We start from the raw sequence: 18,004 nt of genomic DNA on the forward strand, positions 1-18,004 counted from the left end.
ACCTCGTACCCGCAACGGGTGAAAGGACAGAGTCCGGATCCGGACGTCCGGCCGGTGGTCCGCCTCGGAAGGACCGAAGTGGGAGGGCCTAGGCTGGGCGGCAGAGTGACCCACAACGCGGTGGGTCGAGGGGAGTGGCACCGATGGACCGGCGTCCGGCGATCAAACCGGGACCCGACCTCCGGCAGGATGACACCAGCCGGGACGACAGCTTCGATTCGGCGACCGACGGGGACGGTTTCGGCCGACTCGATACAGGAGTGACCGGGATGACCGGTTCGAGCGTCGACACCATCTACGACCTGGGCCTGCCGGCCGACTCGCTGGCCGAGGACGTGGAGGACACCGAACTCGACGAACCGGTACCGAACGCGGAGCGCCTGGTGGCCCAGGCGGTCGCGCTGGCCGGGGACGACCACGACGCGGCGACCCTGGTCAGCCGCTTCTGGCGGTTCGCCCCGGACGAGGAGCTGATCGGCTTCACCGCCGAGGAGATGCTCGCCGCGGCCCGCGCGCACCGCGACCTGGCCCAGCAGCGCGTCCCGGGTGAGCTGAAGCTGCGCATCCACGAACCCGACGCCGACCAGCACCACACCGTCATCGAGATCGTCACCGACGACATGCCGTTCCTGGTCGACTCGGTGACCGCCCTGCTCAACTCGCACCACCTCGACGTGCACCTGCTGGTCCACCCGCTGGTGGTGGTGCGGCGGGAGCCGCTCGGCCGGCTCACCGAGGTCTCCGCGGACGTCGAGCCCGACGACGCCATCGCCGGCGACCTGGTCGAGAGCTGGATGCGGATCGAGATCGACCCGGTCCGCGACGCCGCCGAGCGGGACACGCTGCGCCGGGAGCTGCAGCGGGTGCTCACCGACGTGCGGGAGGCCGTCGAGGACTGGCCGAAGATGCGCCAGCGGGCGCTCTCCCTCGCCGACGAGCTGGCCGCCGCCCGGACCAGCGACAACCGGCCGCCGGTGCCGGAGAAGGACATCACCGACTCGGTCGAGCTGCTGCGCTGGCTGGCGCACGATCACTTCACGTTCCTCGGCTACCGGGAGTACCGCCTGGTGGCGACCGGGGACGGTGGCCAGGCGCTGGAGGCGGTGCTCGGCACCGGGCTGGGCATCCTGCGGCAGGACTCCCCCGAGGCCCGGTCGCTCTCCTCGATGACCCCGGAGGCGCACGAGAAGGTCACCGAGAAGCGCCTGCTCATCATCACCAAGGCCAACTCGCGGGCCACCGTCCACCGGTCGGCCTACCTGGACTACATTGGCTTCAAGGTGTTCAACGAGGCCGGCGAGGTGGTCGGGGAGCGGCGCTTCCTGGGCCTGTTCTCCACCGCCGCGTACCGCACCAGCGTGCGGGAGCTGCCGGTGGTCCGGCGCAAGGTGGCCGAGGTGCTCGACCGCTCGGGCCTGAGTCAGCGCAGCCACTCCGGCAAGGACCTGCTGCAGATCCTGGAGACCTACCCGCGCGACGAGCTGTTCCAGATCAAGACCGACGACCTCTACCACGCGGTGATCGGCGTGCTGCGCATGGCCGGCCGCCGGCAGCTGCGGGTCTTCCTGCGCCGGGACGCGTACGGGCGGTTCATCTCCTGCCTGATCTACCTGCCCCGGGACCGGTTCACCACGCAGAACCGGCTGCGCATGCAGGACATCCTGCTGCGCGAGCTGAACGGCGTGGGGGTCGACTACACCACCCGGGTCACCGAGTCGATGCTGGCCCGGGTGCACTTCATCGTCCGCACCGACCCGAACAACCCGCCCGGTGACGTCGACGCCGACCTGCTCGCCGAGGAGCTGGCCGACGCCACCCGGCTCTGGGACGACGACTACCGGCTGGTGCTGGAGCGCAAGCTCGGCGACGAGCAGGCCAAGCACCTGTTCGCCCGGTACGCCGACGCGTTCCCGGAGGGCTACAAGGACGGGCACACGCCGTACGAGGCGATGAAGGACCTGGCCAAGCTGGAGCTGCTGGAGGAGCCCGGCCAGCTGGAGATGCACCTGTTCCGCAAGCAGCTGGCGCCCCGACCCGGGGCACGCGCCCCGGAGGCCGAGCCGGCCGAGGCGATGGACGTGCGGTTCAAGGTCTACCGGTACGGCGAGCCGATGATGCTCTCCGCGGTGCTGCCGGTGCTGCACTCGCTCGGCGTCCGGGTGGTCGACGAGCACCCGTACGAGGTGGAGCGGATCGACGGCCGGATCTGGCTGTACGACTTCGGGCTGCAGCTGCCGGAGGGGCACCAGGAGCTGTCCGAGGTGCGCCCGCACGTGGAGAACGCCTTCGCGGCGGCGTGGCGGGGCGAGGCCGAGGTGGACGGCTTCAACGAGCTGGTGCTGCGCGCCGGGCTCACCTGGCGGCAGGTGGTGGTGCTGCGCGCGTACGCGAAGTACCTGCGCCAGGCCGGCACGGTCTTCTCCCAGGACTACATGGAGCAGACCTTCATCGCCTACCCGCGGATCGCGCAGCTGCTGGTCGAGCTCTTCGAGCTGCGGTTCGCGCCGGGCACGACGGAGACCGCGCAGCGGCAGCAGCGCAGCGGCGAGCTGGTCGCCGAGATCCGGGCCGCGCTGGACGACGTGGCCAGCCTCGACCAGGACCGGATCCTGCGCTCGTACCTGACGCTGATCCAGGCCACCCTGCGCACCAGCTTCTACCAGAAGCGCTCCGGCGGGCGGCCGAAGGCGTACGTGGCGTTCAAGCTGGACCCGCAGGCGATCCCGGACCTGCCGGCACCCCGGCCGAAGTTCGAGGTCTTCGTCTACTCGCCCCGGTTCGAGGGCGTGCACCTGCGGTTCGGGCCGGTGGCCCGGGGCGGGCTGCGCTGGTCCGACCGGCGGGAGGACTTCCGCACCGAGGTGCTCGGCCTGGTCAAGGCACAGATGGTGAAGAACGCCGTGATCGTGCCGGTGGGCGCCAAGGGCGGCTTCGTGCTGAAGCAGAAGCCGGGCGACCGGGACGAGGCGGTCGCCTGCTACAAGGAGTTCGTCTCGGCGCTGCTGGACGTCACGGACAACATCGTCAGCGGCCAGATCGTGCCGCCCGAGGACGTGGTCCGGCACGACGGCGACGACCCGTACATGGTGGTCGCGGCGGACAAGGGCACGGCGACCTTCTCCGACATCGCCAACGAGATCTCGGCGGCGCACAACTTCTGGCTCGGCGACGCGTTCGCCTCCGGCGGGTCGGCCGGCTACGACCACAAGAAGATGGGCATCACCGCCCGGGGCGCCTGGGAGTCCGTCAAGCGGCACTTCCGCGAGCTGGGCCACGACACCCAGACGCAGGACTTCACCGTGGTCGGCGTCGGCGACATGTCCGGCGACGTGTTCGGCAACGGAATGCTGCTCAGCGAGCACATCCGGCTGGTGGCCGCCTTCGACCACCGGCACATCTTCCTCGACCCGGATCCGGACGCCGCGACCTCGTACGCCGAGCGGAAGCGGCTGTTCGAGCTGCCCCGGTCGTCGTGGGAGGACTACAACCCGGAGCTGATCTCGACCGGTGGGGGCATCTTCCCGCGTACCGCGAAGTCGGTGCCGATCACGCCGCAGGTCCGCGCGGCGCTCAGCCTGGACGACGACGTGGAGCAGCTCTCCCCGCAGGAGCTGATGAAGGCGATCCTGACCGCGCCGGTCGACCTGTTCTGGAACGGCGGCATCGGCACCTACGTCAAGGCGTCCAGCCAGACCAACGCGGAGGTGGGCGACAAGTCCAACGACGCGATCCGGGTGGACGGCAAGAACCTGCGCTGCCGGGTGGCCGGCGAGGGCGGCAACCTGGGCTGGACCCAGCTCGGCCGGATCGAGTACGCCCTGACCGGCGGCCGGATCTACACCGACTTCATCGACAACGCGGCCGGGGTGGACTGCTCCGACCACGAGGTGAACATCAAGATCCTGCTGAACACGGCGGTCGCCGACGGCGAGCTGACCGTCCCCGAGCGGGACGAGCTGCTCGCCGAGATGACCGACGAGGTCGCCGAGCTGGTGCTGCGGGACAACTACGACCAGGCCCGGGCGCTCAACAACGCCCAGGCGCAGGCCGCCTCGCTGCTCCCGGTGCACCGCCGGATGATCACCGACCTGGAGCGCTCCGGCGCGCTGGACCGGGCCCTGGAGGCGCTGCCGCCGGACGAGGAACTGGCGGTGCGCAGCGAGTCCGGCCTCACCGCGCCGGAGTTCGCCGTGCTGCTCGCGTACGTCAAGATCGTCCTGGAGAAGGAGATCCTGAACGAGGGCTTGGCCGACGAGGACTGGACCACCGAGGTCCTGGTCAACTACTTCCCGACCCCGATGCGGGAGCGGTTCGCCGACCGGATGGGCCGGCACCGGCTGCGCCGGGACATCGTCACCACCGTGCTGGTCAACGAGGCGATCAACCGGGGCGGCATCTCGTTCGTCTTCCGGGTGGTCGAGGAGACCGCGGCCAGCGCGGCGGACGTGATCCGGGCGTACGTGGTGGTCCGCGAGGTGTTCGGCCTGCGCGAACTCTGGGACGCGGTGGAGGCGCTGGACAACCGGATCGCCCCGGAGTTGCAGACCAGCGTCTACCTGGACACCCGGCGGCTGGTCGACCGGGCGGTGCGCTGGCTGGTGACCAACCGCCGCTCGCCGATCGACGTGCCGGCGGAGATCGCCCGGCTGCGCGACGGGGTGGCCCGGCTGCTACCGGGGCTGGAGAACCTCTTCTACGGCAGCGAGCGGGAGGCCATCGCGGCGCACATCGACTCGATGACCGAGCGCGGGCTGCCGCGGGACCTGGCCGAGCAGGCGACCCGGCTGATGTACAGCTTCGGCCTGCTCGACGTGGTGGAGACCGCGGCGAGCAGCGGGCGGGACGTCGGCGAGGTCGCCTCGGTCTACTTCGTGCTCTCCGACCGGTTCCGGGTGGACTCGCTCCTGTCGAAGATCTCCCTGCTGCCGCGCGAGGACCGTTGGCAGACGCTGGCCCGGATGGCGCTGCGCTACGACCTGTACGCCGCGCTGGCCGCGCTGACCGCGGAGGTGCTCGACTCCACCCCGGAGACCCTGCCCCCGCACGAGCGGGTGCTGCAGTGGGAGCAGTCGAACGCGACCTCGATCCACCGGGCCGAGCGGGCGATGGGGGAGTTCGACGAGTCGCGGGCGGACCTGGCCGCCCTGTCGGTGCTGCTGCGCCAGATCCGCACCCTGGTGCGGACCTCCGCCGCCGCCTGAGGGGTCGACGCGACGGTCCGGCCGGTCGGTTCCCCGACCGGCCGGACCGCGCCGGGGATCACTCCGGCAGGGTGGCGAAGACGATCACGTTGTCCTGGTAGCTGCCGGCGGCCTCGTCGAAGACCCCGCCGCAGGTCACCACCCGTAGGCCCGGCTGCTCGCTGGGGCCGTACACCAGCTCGGTCGGGAACGAGTCCTTCGGGTGCGACTGCACCGACTCGACCGTGAAGGTCGCCGACCGGCCGTCCTCGCGAGCGACGGTGATGGTGTCGCCGGGTTGCAGCGCACCGAGCGAGAAGAAGACCGCCGGGCCGATCTTGCTCGAGTCGACGTGCCCGACGATCACCGCGTTGCCGACCTCGCCCGGGCTCGGCCCCGGCTCGTACCAGCCGGCCAGCTCGGCCCGCTCCAGCGGGGGGACCTGGACGGTGCCGTCGGGGTTGGTGCCGAGCTTCATGATGCTCGCGTCGACCCCGATCCGGGGGATGGTGATCGTGGTGGGGGTGGAGCGGGGCAGTCCAACGGCGGCCGGCGCCTCGTCGAACGTGTCGAACGACGGCGTGGCGGTCGGCGCAGGAGCCGTCTGGGCCAGGGGCTGGGGCGGGCGGGGAGTCGGCGTGCTCTTGAGCGACGCACCGACCAGGCCGGCGCCCACCATGGCGAGCAGGACGACGACGGCCGCGCCGGCGGCGCGCCACGGTTTCCCGTGACGGCCGCCGGCCCGTGTCGCCGTCACGTCAGGCGAAGGACTCATCGGTCCGACGACGACGCAGCAGCACGATGCCGCCCAGGGCGGAGGCGCCGATCAGGCTCGCCCCCGCGGCGGCCAGCTCGCGGTCGGCACCAGCGCCGGCGCCGCCGTCACCGCCGTCGACCCCACCGCGCGGCAGGACGACCAGCTCGCCCTTGCCGCAGGAGCCCTCGAGCTTGTAGCGGCCCGGCTTGGCGTGCTTGTCGACCTTGGCCTCGCCGTAGTAGACGAAGTCCCGCTTGTGCTCCCAGCGGTCCTTGTCCTTGTCGTGGTCGCGGCCCTTGTCGTCGTGGTCGCGGTCCTTGTCGTGGTCGCGGCCCTTGTCGTCGTGGTCGCGGTCCTTGTCGTGGTCGCGGCCCTTGTCGTCGTGGTCGCGGCCCTTGTCGTCGTGGTCGCGGTCCTTGTCGTGGTCGCGGCCCTTGTCGTCGTGGTCGCGGCCCTTGTCGTCGTGGTCGCGGCCCTTGTCGTCGTGGTCGCGGCCCTTGTCGTCGCGGCCGTGCTCGGCGTCCTGGCCGTGCTCGTCGCCCTTCCAGTCCTTGCGGTCCTCGTCCTTGCCCGAGTCCGCGGCGCCGCCGCCCATGCCGTACGAGCGCTCGCCGTGCTCGTCCTTGCCGTTGTGGTCCTTGCCCTTGTCCTCGTGGTCCTTGCCCTTGTCGTGCTCGTCCTTGCCGTGCTCGTCCTTGCCGTTGTGGTCCTTGCCCTTGTCCTCGTGGTCCTTGCCCTTGTCGTGGTCCTCGCGGCCGTCGTGGTCCTTGCCGTCGTGGTCCTTGCCGTCGTGGTCCTTGCCGTCGTGGTCCTTGCCCTTGTCCTCGTGGTCCTTGCCGTGCTCGTCGCGACGGTCCCCCTCCCCGCCACGCCAGTCGCCGTGGTCCTTGCCCCGGTCGTCGACCTCCTTGAGCTTGACCTTGCCGGTCACCTTGGACCAGACGAAGGCGTGCTTCTGCGGCTCTTCGCAGACCTGGAGGAGCTTGACCTCTTCGCCGGCCTTCACGATGTGGGGCTTGGCGAAGACCTTGCCCTCCTCGTCGTGCCGGTCGTCAGCGAACGCTGCCCCGGGCGCGAACACCAGCAGGGACGCGCCACCGAGCGCGGCACCCGCAACGACCTTCCCGAGCATCTTGTTAGCCATGACCTGCGTCACTCCATCCCCTGTTGTCCTCAGCTCGGCGACATCCGAGCTACGACCGACGTTAGACCGTTTCATGACCTATGAAGGGAAAGATTCGTGTTTAGGAGTTTATGCAGGGTACGGGCCCTAGGGGTGGTACGCGGCTTTAGGGGCGTCGGGCGTCGACTGGTGGGCATCGAGGGGTTGCCGACCGCCGACGCTCTAGTGGCCGGCCCACGCCCACCGGGGCGACTCGGCGGGATCGTCCGGGTAGCGCCCGTCCTGCGAGCCTTGGCCCGCGCCGCGCGCACCGCCCGAACGGGGGCGGCGGGAGGGATATCGAGGCATTGCCATGGAAGCGCTCCCATGCAAGAATCGGCGCACGCGGTTCGGGGAGCCACACCGCGCAGGCAGGAGTCGAGGGCACCGGTCCGCCGGACGACCTCCCGCCCCCGGCCGGCCGTCGCCGGCCGTCGCACCACCACCACCGCCCGTCCGGGTCGGGCACCCCCGAAGAATCCCGTTGGCGCCGGCGGTCGTCCGCGCAGGACGCCCATCGGGCCACCGTTGCCGGGCCGTTCGCGGGTCCGGTCTCGCCCAAGGAGATCAGTGGCATGAACGTGTGGAGAAGGATGTCCGGTCCACGCCGGGCCCTCGCGCTCGCCGGCGCGGGCACCCTGGTCGCGGGCGGGCTGGTGACGCTTCCGGTCACCGTCGCCCACGCCGCGACCCAGTGCGCGGTGACGTACACGACCAACGACTGGCCGGGCGGATTCACCGCCACCGTCAACATCAGGAACATCGGCGACGCGCTCAACGGGTGGACGCTGGGCTTCACCTTCCCGGACAGCGGCCAGCGCGTGCAGCAGGGCTGGTCGGCCCGGTGGACCCAGTCCGGCCAGAACGTGACCGCGCAGAACGAGTCGTACAACGGCTCCCTGGCCAGCGGCGCCACCGTCAGCATCGGCTTCAACGGGGCCTGGAGCGGCAGCAACCCGAAGCCCACCTTGTTCACTCTGAACGGGGTGACCTGCAACGGCGGCACGAACCCGACCACGCCGCCGCCCACCACGCCACCGCCGACCACGCCGCCCCCCACCACGCCGCCGCCGACCACCCCGCCGCCCGGCACCAAGGTGGACAACCCGTACCTGAACGCCCGGGGCTACGTGAACCCGGAATGGAAGGCCAAGGCCGAGTCCGTCGCGGGCGGCAACCGGGTCTCCAACAACCCGACCGCGGTCTGGCTGGACCGGATCGCCGCCATCAACGGCACCCCGGACAGCAGCTCCAACGGCGCGATGGGCGTGCGTGACCACCTGGACGAGGCGCTGCGCCAGGGCGCCAACTACATCCAGTTCGTGATCTACAACCTGCCCGGCCGGGACTGCGCGGCGCTCGCCTCCAACGGTGAGCTGGGCCCCGACGAGCTGCCCAGGTACAAGGCCGAGTACATCGACCCGATCGCGGCGATCCAGGGCGATCCGAAGTACGCGAACCTGCGCATCATCAACATCATCGAGATCGACTCACTGCCGAACCTGGTGACCAACACCTCCGGCCAGCCCGGCGGCACCACGATGTGCGACACGGTCAAGGCCAACGGCGCGTACGTCAACGGTGTCGGCTACGCGCTGGCCAAGCTCGGCGCGATCCGCAACGTCTACAACTACATCGACGCCGCGCACCACGGTTGGATCGGCTGGGACAGCAACTTCGGCCCGACCGCCGACATGCTGAAGAGCGCCGCCGTCGCCTCCGGCAGCACGGTGGCGAACGTGCACGGCTTCATCGTGAACACGGCCAACTACTCCGCCCTGCGCGAGCCGTACGTCAAGGTCACAGACACGGTGAACGGGCAGACGGTGCGGCAGTCCACGTGGATCGACTGGAACCAGTACGTCGACGAGTTGTCCTTCGCCCAGGCGTTCCGCAACAAGCTGGTCCAGGTCGGCTTCGACAGCAACATCGGCATGCTGATCGACACCTCCCGCAACGGCTGGGGCGGCTCCGCCCGGCCCACCGGTCCGGGCCCGATGACCAGCGTCAACGACTACGTCAACGGCGGCCGGGTCGACCGCCGGATCCACGCCGGCAACTGGTGCAACCAGTCCGGGGCCGGCCTGGGCGAGCGCCCGAAGGCCGCGCCGGAGCCCGGCATCGACGCGTACGTCTGGGTGAAGCCGCCGGGTGAGTCGGACGGCTCCAGCCGGGAGATCCCGAACAACGAGGGCAAGGGCTTCGACCGGATGTGCGACCCGACCTACACCGGCAACCCCCGCAACGGCAACAACCCCACCGGGGCCCTGCCGGACGCGCCGATCTCCGGTGCCTGGTTCCCCGCGCAGTTCGCGCAGCTCATGCAGAACGCGTACCCGCCGCTCTCCTGAGCCGACGCCCACCGGCCGCTGGCAGTAGGTGAGGCGCTCCAGCGGCAGGTTCCCCGGGCCCCCGGCCCGACCGCGCACCGGTCGGGCCGGGGGCCCCTCGCTCGGCCCGGCGGGTGCGCCCGGTCAGGGCACCGTCTTCTCGATCGCGGCCTGGCCCAGCTCCGCCAGGTCGCGCCGGGCCCGTTCGAGGTTCTCCGGGGTCAGGTCCTGGCCCCGGGCCATCACCAGGTCCTCCGGATCCCACGGCTGTTCGCCACCGGTGCGGATGTTGTCCGGGGCGGCGCCGGTGCCGGTTCCGGTGGCGCCGGTGCCGGCCGCGTACGGATCACCGATCAGGTTCTCGCCCGCGCTCCGCTCCACGCGTTCGCCGGGGCCGGCGAAGGCGGGATTGTCCCGGTCGGCGCCGCCCCCGGTCATCAGCTGCGGGACGCCGGTGTCGTCCTCCACCGCCGCGGCCACCTCGGGGCTCTCCTCCAGCGGTCGGTCACGGTCACGGTCCGTCATGTCGCTGCCCTCCTGTCCCCAGGCGCGTTCCCTGATCCCCCTGGCCTACCCCGGGACGCGGGCGGCATGCCCGCCGTCGGGCGTTCGTCCGGCCCGGGCGGGCGGTATGTCCGACGACGGGCGTTCGGCCAACCTCGGGGCGATCCCCGTGCGGGCTCAGGAGGACGGACGATCCTCGTCCGGGGACGCGGGCGGCTCCACCGGGTTGCGCCACTGCCAGAGCAGCATCAACACCCCGAAGACGAGCATGCCGAGGCCGGCCCAGAGGTTGATCCGCACCCCCTCGGCCTTCTCCACCGCGGCGGCGCCGTCGAAGACGCCGACCAGGGTGACGATCGCCCCGTACACCGTGAAGAGGCCGCCGATCACCCGGCGGATGTCGAACAGCCGGGCGGCCGCCGACCGGCGGCGGGCCTCTTCGGTGGCCGCCACCATCTGGTCGTGTCCGCGCGGGTCGAGGTTGTCCATGGCCATGGCCGAGCGCCCCTTCCTAGAAGAACGGCACGTAGAGCAGGGCGGACAGGATCAGTGCGATCACGCCGAGGATGACGGGGGAGCGCCACCAGACCGCGTCGCCGGTGAGCACGTCGCCCTTCAGGTCGACCCCGCCCATTCCGTACACCAGCCCGCGCAGGTCCTCGTCCCGCCGGGGCGAGGTGAACGGGGTGACGATCGCGGCGACCACCGCCACCGTGACGAACGCGATGCCGGCGCCCCAGAAGCTCTCCTCTAGGTCGGAGTTGAAGTGCACCACCCCGCCCTTGTACAGCAGGTAGGTGGCCAGGGCCGCCAGGGTGCCCAGGAGCAGGGAGAGGAAGCCGGCCGCGGCGCTCATCCGCTTCCAGAACATGCCGATGATGAAGGTCGCGAACAGCGGTGCGTTGAACAGCGAGAAGAGCGCCTGGATGTAGTTCATGATGTTGCTGAAGCCGGCCGCGATGAACGCGGTGCCGATACCGATCAGCACGCCGGCGACGGTGGCCAGCGGCCGATCCGGATGTAGTACTCGTCGGGCCGGTCGCGGCGGACGTACGCCTGCCAGATGTCGTAGGTGAAGACGGTGTTGAAGCCGCTGACGTTGGCGGCCATGCCGGCCATGAACGAGGCGACCAGGCCGGTCACCGCGATGCCGAGCACGCCGTTGGGGAGCAGGTCCCGCATCAGCAGCGGGATCGCGTTGTTGTAGACCAGGTCGCCGCTCTCCGCGCCCAGCCCCTGCACGGTCACCAGCGCCACCAGGCCGGGGATCACGGTGACCACCGGGATGAGCAGCTTCGGGTACGCGGCGATGATCGGCGTACGCCGGGCCGCGCTCATGTTCTTGGCCGACAGCGCGCGCTGCACCTCGGCGAAGTTGGTGGTCCAGTAGCCGAAGGAGAGCACGAAGCCGAGGCCGAAGACGATGCCGATCCAGTGCGCCCCGAGCGGGTTGGCGGTGGTGCCGGTGTCCTGCCAGGTGTGCAGCCCCGCCTCGCCGAGCTTGGAGTCGCGGACCGCGTCCATCAGCCCGGCCACGCCGCCCACCTTGACCAGGCCGAGGATGGTGATCGGCAGCAGGCCGGCCACGATCACGAAGAACTGGAGCACCTCGTTGTAGATCGCCCCGGAGAGCCCGCCCACCGTGATGTACGCCAGCACGATCAGCGCGCCGACCACGATGGCCACCCAGAGCGGCCAGCCGAGCAGCGCCTGCATGATCAGTGCCAGCGCGTAGAGGTTCACCCCGGCGATGAGCACCTGGGCGACCGCGAAGCTGATCGCGTTCAGCAGGTGGGTCGGGCGGTTGAAGCGCAGCCGCAGGTACTCGGGCACGCTGCGGACCTTGGAGCCGTAGTAGAAGGGCATCATCACGATGCCGAGGAAGACCATCGCCGGCACGGCGCCGATCCAGTAGTAGTGCAGCGTCATCGCGCCGTACTGGGCGCCGTTGGCCGCCATCCCGATGATCTCCAACGCCCCGAGGTTGGCCGAGACGAAGGCGAGGCCGGTCACCCAGGCGGGCAGCGAACGGCCGGAGAGGAAGAAGTCGACGCTGGTCCGGATCGCCCGCCGGGCGGCGAAGCCGACGCCGAGCACGGTGACGAAGTAGAGCGCCAGGAGACCGTAGTCCAGGACGTTCATGTTCAGCCGGAGGCCGCCGCCGTCCATCCCCGTCGCCCTTCGTCCGCCCTGCGCGCCGGTTGTCCGCGCGCGCCCCAGGTACCCCGGACGCGAACTTTCACGCCTGTCGTCGCCCGAGTCCGTCCTTCCCCGGCCGCCTCCGGTTGACTCCGCCGGACGGGCCCGGCAGCCGCTCGTCCGGACCCCGGGCCGTCCCGGACAGGGCGGGGCGCCCCCGGCGGAACAAGCCGGGGGCGCCCTCGCGACGGTCAGCGGCCGAGGACCCGGTCCAGGAAGTCGCGGTACTGGCGGACCGCCACCCGCAACTGCTCGGTGTCCACCGATCCGGCGTCCTGCCAGGCGCCGAGCCGGCTCTTCTGCGCCGACAGCGCCGAGGCAAGGGCCTGGATGGCCTCGTCGACCAGCGCCTGGGCCTCGCCGGTGGCCGCCCGCGGGTCGTCCACGAAGCGCAGTTGGACATCGCGCCAGCGGTCCCGGAACCGCTGCGCGGCGTCCGGCTCGAAGAGAGTGGCCGGCTCGGCCGGCACGGTGGGTGCGGGCCGGACGCCGGTCGCGGGTCCGGCCTCCGGGCGCGCGGTGTCCGGGTCGACCATGGCCGGGGTCGCGCTGCCGTACCCTGCCGCCCCGGCCGCGTCCGGTTTCCCGGCCCAGTCCGTCAGGTCCGCCCGCCGCTCCGGGGCGCCCTCGGTGGCGTCCGGCGGCAGCACGGTCCCGCCGCCGGACGGCGGCTCGGGATCACCGCCGGGCCGCTGCTCCGCGGCGCCGCGCGGCACGTGGAACTCGGCCGTCGGATCGGCCCGTCGCCCCTCGCGCGGACCGTCGGCGGCTCCGTCGCCGGGCCGGGCGGTCCACTCCGTCCGGGGGTCCGGCTCGTCCTCCGGACGGGGGCTGGCCAGCGCGGACGCGGCGACCGCGCCGCCGACGCTGGTGGCGCCGAACGCCGTGGGCACCGGGCCCGGCTCGTGGAACTCGGTCCGCTCCTCGTCCGCCGCGCCGGCCCGCCGGTCGGCGTTGGTGCTCTCCCGCCGGTCGGCGGCCCGGCCGCCGTCGCGCTCGCCGGCGACCCTCGGGTCGTCGAAGGTGCCCCGGTCCTCGAGCACGTCCTCCGGCACGTCGGCCCGGCCGGCCCGGTTCTCCGGCGGCGGAACCGGCACCGGCGCCGACCGGACGGCCTCCGGGTTCTCCTTGCTCACCTGCTGCTCTTCGTGGCGCATGGTGATCTCCTCAGCGGTTCGTGACGTCGTGCGGGGTGTCCGGGTGGCGCTGCTCCGGTGGCCGGGGCGCGACGGGTTCCTCGCCGAGCAGGTCGGCGAAGAGGGCCCGGTAGTGCACCACCGCCTGGCGCAGTTCCTCGGTGCTGGCCTCGCCCCGGGTGTTGCGCAGGTGGATCTCGTGCGCGTCCCGGTACTGGGTGAGCGTCCGGGCGTGCTCGACGGAGAGATGGGCGATCTGGTCGGAGAAGTCCCCGGTGGGGTAGCCGCGCTCGGCGATGAGCCGGGTGAGAAGTTCGTCCGCGTCGCCCACCGTCTCGCCCGGCGAGTCGACGAACCGGACCTGGAGTTCCTCCCAGGCGGCCGCGTACCGGGCCCGGGACTCGGGGGATAGCGGGGTGAGCGTGAGCTCGGCGTGCCGGCGCTCCCGGTCCCGCAGCTCCCGCTCGGCGGCGGTGCGGCTGTCCCGCTCGGCGACCACCCGGTCGTACTCCGGCCCGAAGCGGTGCCGCAGCGACCGGCGTCGCGCGGCCACCAGGGCGACCGCGACCAGCGCCACGATCACCAGGACGACGAGGACTGTGACGATTATCTGCGTGGGCGACATGGCCTCCTCCTTCGCCTGGTGGTATTCCCTCGGCTCGCTGATCGCCAATCCCGTTGCGCGGCACTTTCCTGACCGATCCGGCGGACGGTCCCCCACCTGCGGTGATGACGCGTCACACAGAGTCACCGCAGCCCAAAACTTGACTCATTCCAGAAAACGCGCTTGGGTGGGTGATGCCGGTCGACCCCGGGCCGCCGCCTTCGCGCTGGCGTCCACCGAGGTGACGTACCGGGGCCGCTGCCCCGACCGCCAGTCGTAACGCCCCGCGAGGCATGCCGCAACACGATCAGGAGGAGAGCGATGAGCGACCCCCAGGCCAGCAAGCCGACCCTCACCACCCGCCAGGGTCACCCCGTGCACAACAACCAGCAGCAGCGCACGGTCGGTTCGCGCGGCCCGGCGACGCTGGAGAACTACCACTTCCTGGAGAAGATCAGTCACTTCGACCGGGAGCGCATCCCGGAGCGGGTGGTGCACGCCCGCGGCTTCGTCGCGCACGGCGAGTTCGAGGCGTACGGGACCATCGGCGACGAGCCGGCGTCGAAGTACACCCGCGCCAAGCTCTTCCAGACCAGGGGCAGGAAGACCCCGGTCACGATCCGGTTCTCCACCGTCATCGGCGGCCGGGACTCCTCCGAGGCGGCCCGCGACCCGCGCGGGTTCGCGGTGAAGTTCCGCACCGAGGACGGCAACTGGGACATGGTGGGCAACAACCTCCAGGTCTTCTTCATCCGCGACGCGATCAAGTTCCCCGACGTGATCCACGCGCTGAAGCCGGACCCGGTCACCTTCCGCCAGGAGCCGAACCGGATCTTCGACTTCATGTCCAACACGCCCGAGTCGATGCACATGCTGACCTGGCTCTTCTCCCCGTACGGCATCCCGCGCAACTACCGGACGATGCGCGGCTCCGGGGTGAACACCTACCGCTTCGTCAACGCCGCGGGCGAGGGCGTGCTGGTCAAGTTCCACTGGCTCTCCCAGCAGGGCGAGCACAACCTCACCCAGGACGAGGCGAACGCCATCCAGGCCACCGACCTGGGCCACGCCTCCAAGGACCTCTACGAGGCGATCGAGCGCGGCGAGTACCCGCAGTGGGAGCTCAACGTGCAGATCATGAGTGACGACGAGCACCCGGAGCTGGACTTCGACCCGCTCGACGACACCAAGATCTGGCCCGAGGAGGACTTCCCCTACCTGCCGGTCGGCATGATGACGCTCAACCGCAACATCACCGACCACCACAACGAGAACGAGCAGATCGCCTTCGGCACCGGCGTGCTGGTCGACGGGATCGACTTCTCCGACGACAAGATGCTGGTCGGGCGGACCTTCTCCTACTCGGACACCCAGCGCTACCGGGTCGGCCCGAACTACCTCCAGTTGCCGGTCAACCGGCCCCGCGAGGACGTGCCGGTCAGCACCAACCAGGGCGGTGGCCAGATGTCGTACGGGGTGGACAACCGGGGCGCCAACCCGCACATCAACTTCGAGCCGTCCTCGGTCGCCGGCCTCCGGGAGGCCGACGAGTCCTACCGGGAGTACCGCCCGTTCGTCTCCGGCCAGATCATGAAGGCCCCGATCGAGCGGCAGAACAACTACGCCCAGGCCGGTCGCCGCTACCGCGAGATGGCCGACTGGGAGCGGGACGACCTGATCCTCAACCTGGTCACCAACCTGGCCCAGTGCGACAAGCACATCCAGGAGAAGATGGTCTGGCACTTCAGCCAGTGCGACGAGGACTACGGCCGGCGGGTCGCCGAGGGGCTCGGCCTCTCCGTCAACGCCTGATCCCCGCCAGCTCACGAGCGCCCCGCCGGCCGACCGGCGGGGCGCTCGTCGTCCGTCCGGGTCCACGGTGGAGGGCGCGACGGACGGTAGTGCATCGGGCGCAGATTACGTATCCTGCCGAGGGCGCCCTGCCGGCGCCGCGGCCGGGCTCCGGCCGGCCGGGAGCCACCCGGTCGGTGTGGTTGCCGCTGCTGCCATCCTTCCGGGCGAGGTCTGATTGAACACCCGCGACTGGCCGATTCGGTCCAAGCTGACCGCGCTGGTCGTCGTTCCGGTCACCGCCCTGCTGGCGCTCTGGATCTTCGCCACCACGCTCACCTTCGGGCCCGCCCTCGACCTGCTGGCCGCCCGCACCCTCCTCTACGACCTGGGCCGCCCGGGCGAGGCGGTGGTGGCCGAGTTGCAGCGGGAGCGCCGGCTCTCGGTGGTCCAGCTCGCCGGGTCCACGCCGCTGCCGGCGCTGGCCGAGCAGCGGGCGCGCACCGACCGGGCGCTGGCCGAGCTGCGCCGCCGGATCGCGGGCGACGACCTGCGGGACGCCGCCGGTGACCGCCTGGACACCCGACTGGACCAGTTGGTCACCGCCCTGGACGCGGTGCCGGTCGGGCGCGGGTTCATCGACCGGCGGGAGGTGGACCGGGTCGGCGCGCTCAACCTCTACAGCGGGATGATCTCGTCGGCCTTCCAGACCTTCGCCGCCATGGCGACCCTGCCCGACCAGGAACTCAACCGGCAGGCGCTGGCCGTCACCGCGCTCGGCCGCGCCCGGGAGCTGCTCGGCCAGGCCGACGCGCTGCTGGCCGGGGCGCTGGCCGCCGGCCGGTTCGCCGACGGGGAGCACACCCAGCTGGTGCAGACCATCGGCAACCAGCGGTTCCTGGCCGAGACGGCGGTGGCCGACCTGCCCGACGCCGACCGCGCCGGCTACCAGCGGCTCACCGAGCAGGAGGCGTTCGGCCGGCTGCGCGCCATGCAGGACACGCTGGTGGCGGCCGACCGGTCCGACCGGCCACCGGTCGACGGGCCGGCGTGGCAGGCCAGCTACGAGGCCGTCCAGCAGGCGCTGCGCGACTTCGAGCTGGCCCAGGCCGACGGCCTGGCCGAGCGGTCGGTGCCGCTGGCGGTGCGGGTCCTGGTCCGGCTCGCCGCCGCCGGCCTGCTCGGCCTGACCGCCGTCGTGGTCGCGATCGTGGTGGCGCTGCGGGTCGGCCGGTCCCTCGCGCAACGGCTCACCGGCGTACGCACGGCCGCGCTGGAGATGGCCGAACACCGGCTGCCGGACGTGGTGGCCCGGCTGCGCCGGGGCGAGCAGGTCGACGTGGCCCGGGAGGCGCCCCCGCTGGAGTACGGCGCGGACGAGATCGGCCAGGTCGGGCGGGCCTTCAACGAGGTGCAGCGGACGGCGGTGCGGGCCGCGGTGGACGAGGTAACCCTGCGCCGCGGGCTCAACGAGGTCTTCCTCAACATCGCCCGGCGCAGCCAGGGGCTGGTGCACCGGCAGCTCGCCCTGCTCGACCGGATGGAGCGGCACACCGAGGACCCGGACGAGCTGGCCGAGCTGTTCCGGGTCGACCACCTCGCCACCCGGCTGCGCCGGCACGCCGAGGATCTGGTCATCCTGGCCGGCGCGGCGCCGGGCCGGGGCTGGCGCAACCCGGTCGCCATGGTCGACCTGATCCGCGGCGCGATCTCCGAGGTCGAGTCGTACGACCGGGTCGACATCACCACCGTGCAGTCCGCCGGCGCCCTGGGGCGGGCGGTCGGCGACGTGATCCACCTGCTCGCCGAGCTGCTCGAGAACGCCACCGCGTTCTCCTCGCCGGACACCCGGGTCGAGGTCGCCGGGGAGCACGTGGCCAACGGCTACGCCATCGAGATCACCGACCGGGGACTGGGCATGTCGGCCGCGGCGATCGAGGAGGCGAACCGGCGGCTGGCCCGGTCGCCCGAGTTCGAGGCCAGCGAGACGGCCCGGCTCGGCCTGTTCGTGGTGGCCCGGCTTGCCGCCCGGCACGGGGTCCGGGTGCGGTTGCGTCCGGCCGACCCCGCCGGGCTGACCGCCGTGGTGCTCCTTCCGGCCGACCTGGTCACCGCCGAGCCGTCCCCGCTGCCGGGGCCGGCCGACGCGGAGCCGGCGCCGGCCGGGGCGACGCCGGGGCGGCGCCGGATGGACCGGGCCAACCGGTTGGCCGGCCTGCCCCGTCCGCGTACCGCCCGGACGACCCGGCCGCGCCCGCCGGCGGTCGCGCCCGGCGACGGGCCGGCCGACCCGGCCGGACCGCTCGGCGGCCCGGCTCCGGCCGCGCCGGCGGGGGAGATC

The 18,004-nt window shown here is 71.8% G+C and carries 10 protein-coding genes and 1 pseudogene; 4 read left to right on the plus strand and 7 right to left on the minus strand.

The features are described 5' to 3' along the window. The first annotated feature begins 143 nt into the window (after nt 1–143). Nucleotides 144–5,201: an NAD-glutamate dehydrogenase gene (locus ACVCAH_RS31600; RefSeq protein ID WP_447139899.1), complete on the plus strand. Its 5,058-nt coding sequence runs from the start codon at nt 144–146 to the stop codon at nt 5,199–5,201. A 58-nt stretch (nt 5,202–5,259) separates the two neighbouring features. Here the strand turns inward: ACVCAH_RS31600 and ACVCAH_RS31605 are convergent, their stop codons facing one another. Together ACVCAH_RS31605 and ACVCAH_RS31610 are read right to left on the minus strand one after the other, a co-directional pair. Then, nucleotides 5,260–5,937, minus strand: coding sequence for a class F sortase (locus tag ACVCAH_RS31605; protein ID WP_447139900.1), 678 nt, complete (start codon nt 5,935–5,937; stop codon nt 5,260–5,262). Nucleotide 5,938: 1 nt separating this feature from the next. After that, nucleotides 5,939–7,081 (minus strand): hypothetical protein, encoded by a 1,143-nt coding sequence (locus ACVCAH_RS31610; protein WP_447139901.1) that lies wholly within the window; start codon nt 7,079–7,081, stop codon nt 5,939–5,941. Nucleotides 7,082–7,674: 593 nt separating this feature from the next. Here ACVCAH_RS31610 and ACVCAH_RS31615 point away from each other — a divergent pair. Then, entirely contained in the window at nt 7,675–9,450 is a 1,776-nt protein-coding gene (locus ACVCAH_RS31615; RefSeq protein WP_447139902.1) for a glycoside hydrolase family 6 protein, read from the plus strand. A gap of 123 nt (nt 9,451–9,573) precedes the next feature. Here the strand turns inward: ACVCAH_RS31615 and ACVCAH_RS31620 are convergent, their stop codons facing one another. The 5 genes and pseudogenes from ACVCAH_RS31620 to ACVCAH_RS31640 form a co-directional block, all read right to left on the minus strand. Continuing rightward, complete coding sequence (locus ACVCAH_RS31620) at nt 9,574–9,954, minus strand: hypothetical protein (RefSeq protein WP_447139903.1); 381 nt, start codon at nt 9,952–9,954, stop codon at nt 9,574–9,576. 156 nt (nt 9,955–10,110) lie between these two features. Further along, nucleotides 10,111–10,428, minus strand: coding sequence for a hypothetical protein (locus tag ACVCAH_RS31625; RefSeq protein WP_447139904.1), 318 nt, complete (start codon nt 10,426–10,428; stop codon nt 10,111–10,113). 16 nt (nt 10,429–10,444) lie between these two features. Then, nucleotides 10,445–12,102: pseudogene (locus tag ACVCAH_RS31630) on the minus strand (sodium:solute symporter family protein). 221 nt (nt 12,103–12,323) lie between these two features. Further along, nucleotides 12,324–13,289 carry a hypothetical protein gene (locus ACVCAH_RS31635; RefSeq protein WP_447139905.1) on the minus strand — a complete coding sequence of 322 codons (966 nt, stop codon included), beginning with the start codon at nt 13,287–13,289 and terminating at the stop codon, nt 12,324–12,326. Between the two features lie 10 nt (nt 13,290–13,299). Further along, nucleotides 13,300–13,893: a hypothetical protein gene (locus ACVCAH_RS31640; protein WP_447139906.1), complete on the minus strand. Its 594-nt coding sequence runs from the start codon at nt 13,891–13,893 to the stop codon at nt 13,300–13,302. Nucleotides 13,894–14,193: 300 nt separating this feature from the next. Here ACVCAH_RS31640 and ACVCAH_RS31645 point away from each other — a divergent pair, with 300 nt between their 5' ends. Together ACVCAH_RS31645 and ACVCAH_RS31650 are read left to right on the plus strand one after the other, a co-directional pair. Next, complete coding sequence (locus ACVCAH_RS31645) at nt 14,194–15,684, plus strand: catalase (RefSeq protein ID WP_447139907.1); 1,491 nt, start codon at nt 14,194–14,196, stop codon at nt 15,682–15,684. A gap of 217 nt (nt 15,685–15,901) precedes the next feature. Continuing rightward, a partial coding sequence (locus tag ACVCAH_RS31650) for a sensor histidine kinase (protein ID WP_447139908.1) occupies nt 15,902–18,004 on the plus strand: 2,103 nt, incomplete at its 3' end.

The sequence above is a fragment of the Micromonospora sp. LZ34 genome (assembly GCF_052981855.1).

What these genes read in the sequence shown, in the direction of transcription:
- ACVCAH_RS31620 (WP_447139903.1), bottom strand. Translation starts at nt 9,954, where the DNA reads ATGACGGACCGTGACCGTGACCGACCGCTGGAGGAGAGCCCCGAGGTG.
- ACVCAH_RS31610 (WP_447139901.1), bottom strand. Translation starts at nt 7,081, where the DNA reads ATGGCTAACAAGATGCTCGGGAAGGTCGTTGCGGGTGCCGCGCTCGGT.
- ACVCAH_RS31625 (WP_447139904.1), bottom strand. Translation starts at nt 10,428, where the DNA reads ATGGCCATGGACAACCTCGACCCGCGCGGACACGACCAGATGGTGGCG.
- ACVCAH_RS31640 (WP_447139906.1), bottom strand. Translation starts at nt 13,893, where the DNA reads ATGTCGCCCACGCAGATAATCGTCACAGTCCTCGTCGTCCTGGTGATC.
- ACVCAH_RS31600 (WP_447139899.1), top strand. Translation starts at nt 144, where the DNA reads ATGGACCGGCGTCCGGCGATCAAACCGGGACCCGACCTCCGGCAGGAT.
- ACVCAH_RS31635 (WP_447139905.1), bottom strand. Translation starts at nt 13,289, where the DNA reads ATGCGCCACGAAGAGCAGCAGGTGAGCAAGGAGAACCCGGAGGCCGTC.
- ACVCAH_RS31615 (WP_447139902.1), top strand. Translation starts at nt 7,675, where the DNA reads ATGAACGTGTGGAGAAGGATGTCCGGTCCACGCCGGGCCCTCGCGCTC.
- ACVCAH_RS31645 (WP_447139907.1), top strand. Translation starts at nt 14,194, where the DNA reads ATGAGCGACCCCCAGGCCAGCAAGCCGACCCTCACCACCCGCCAGGGT.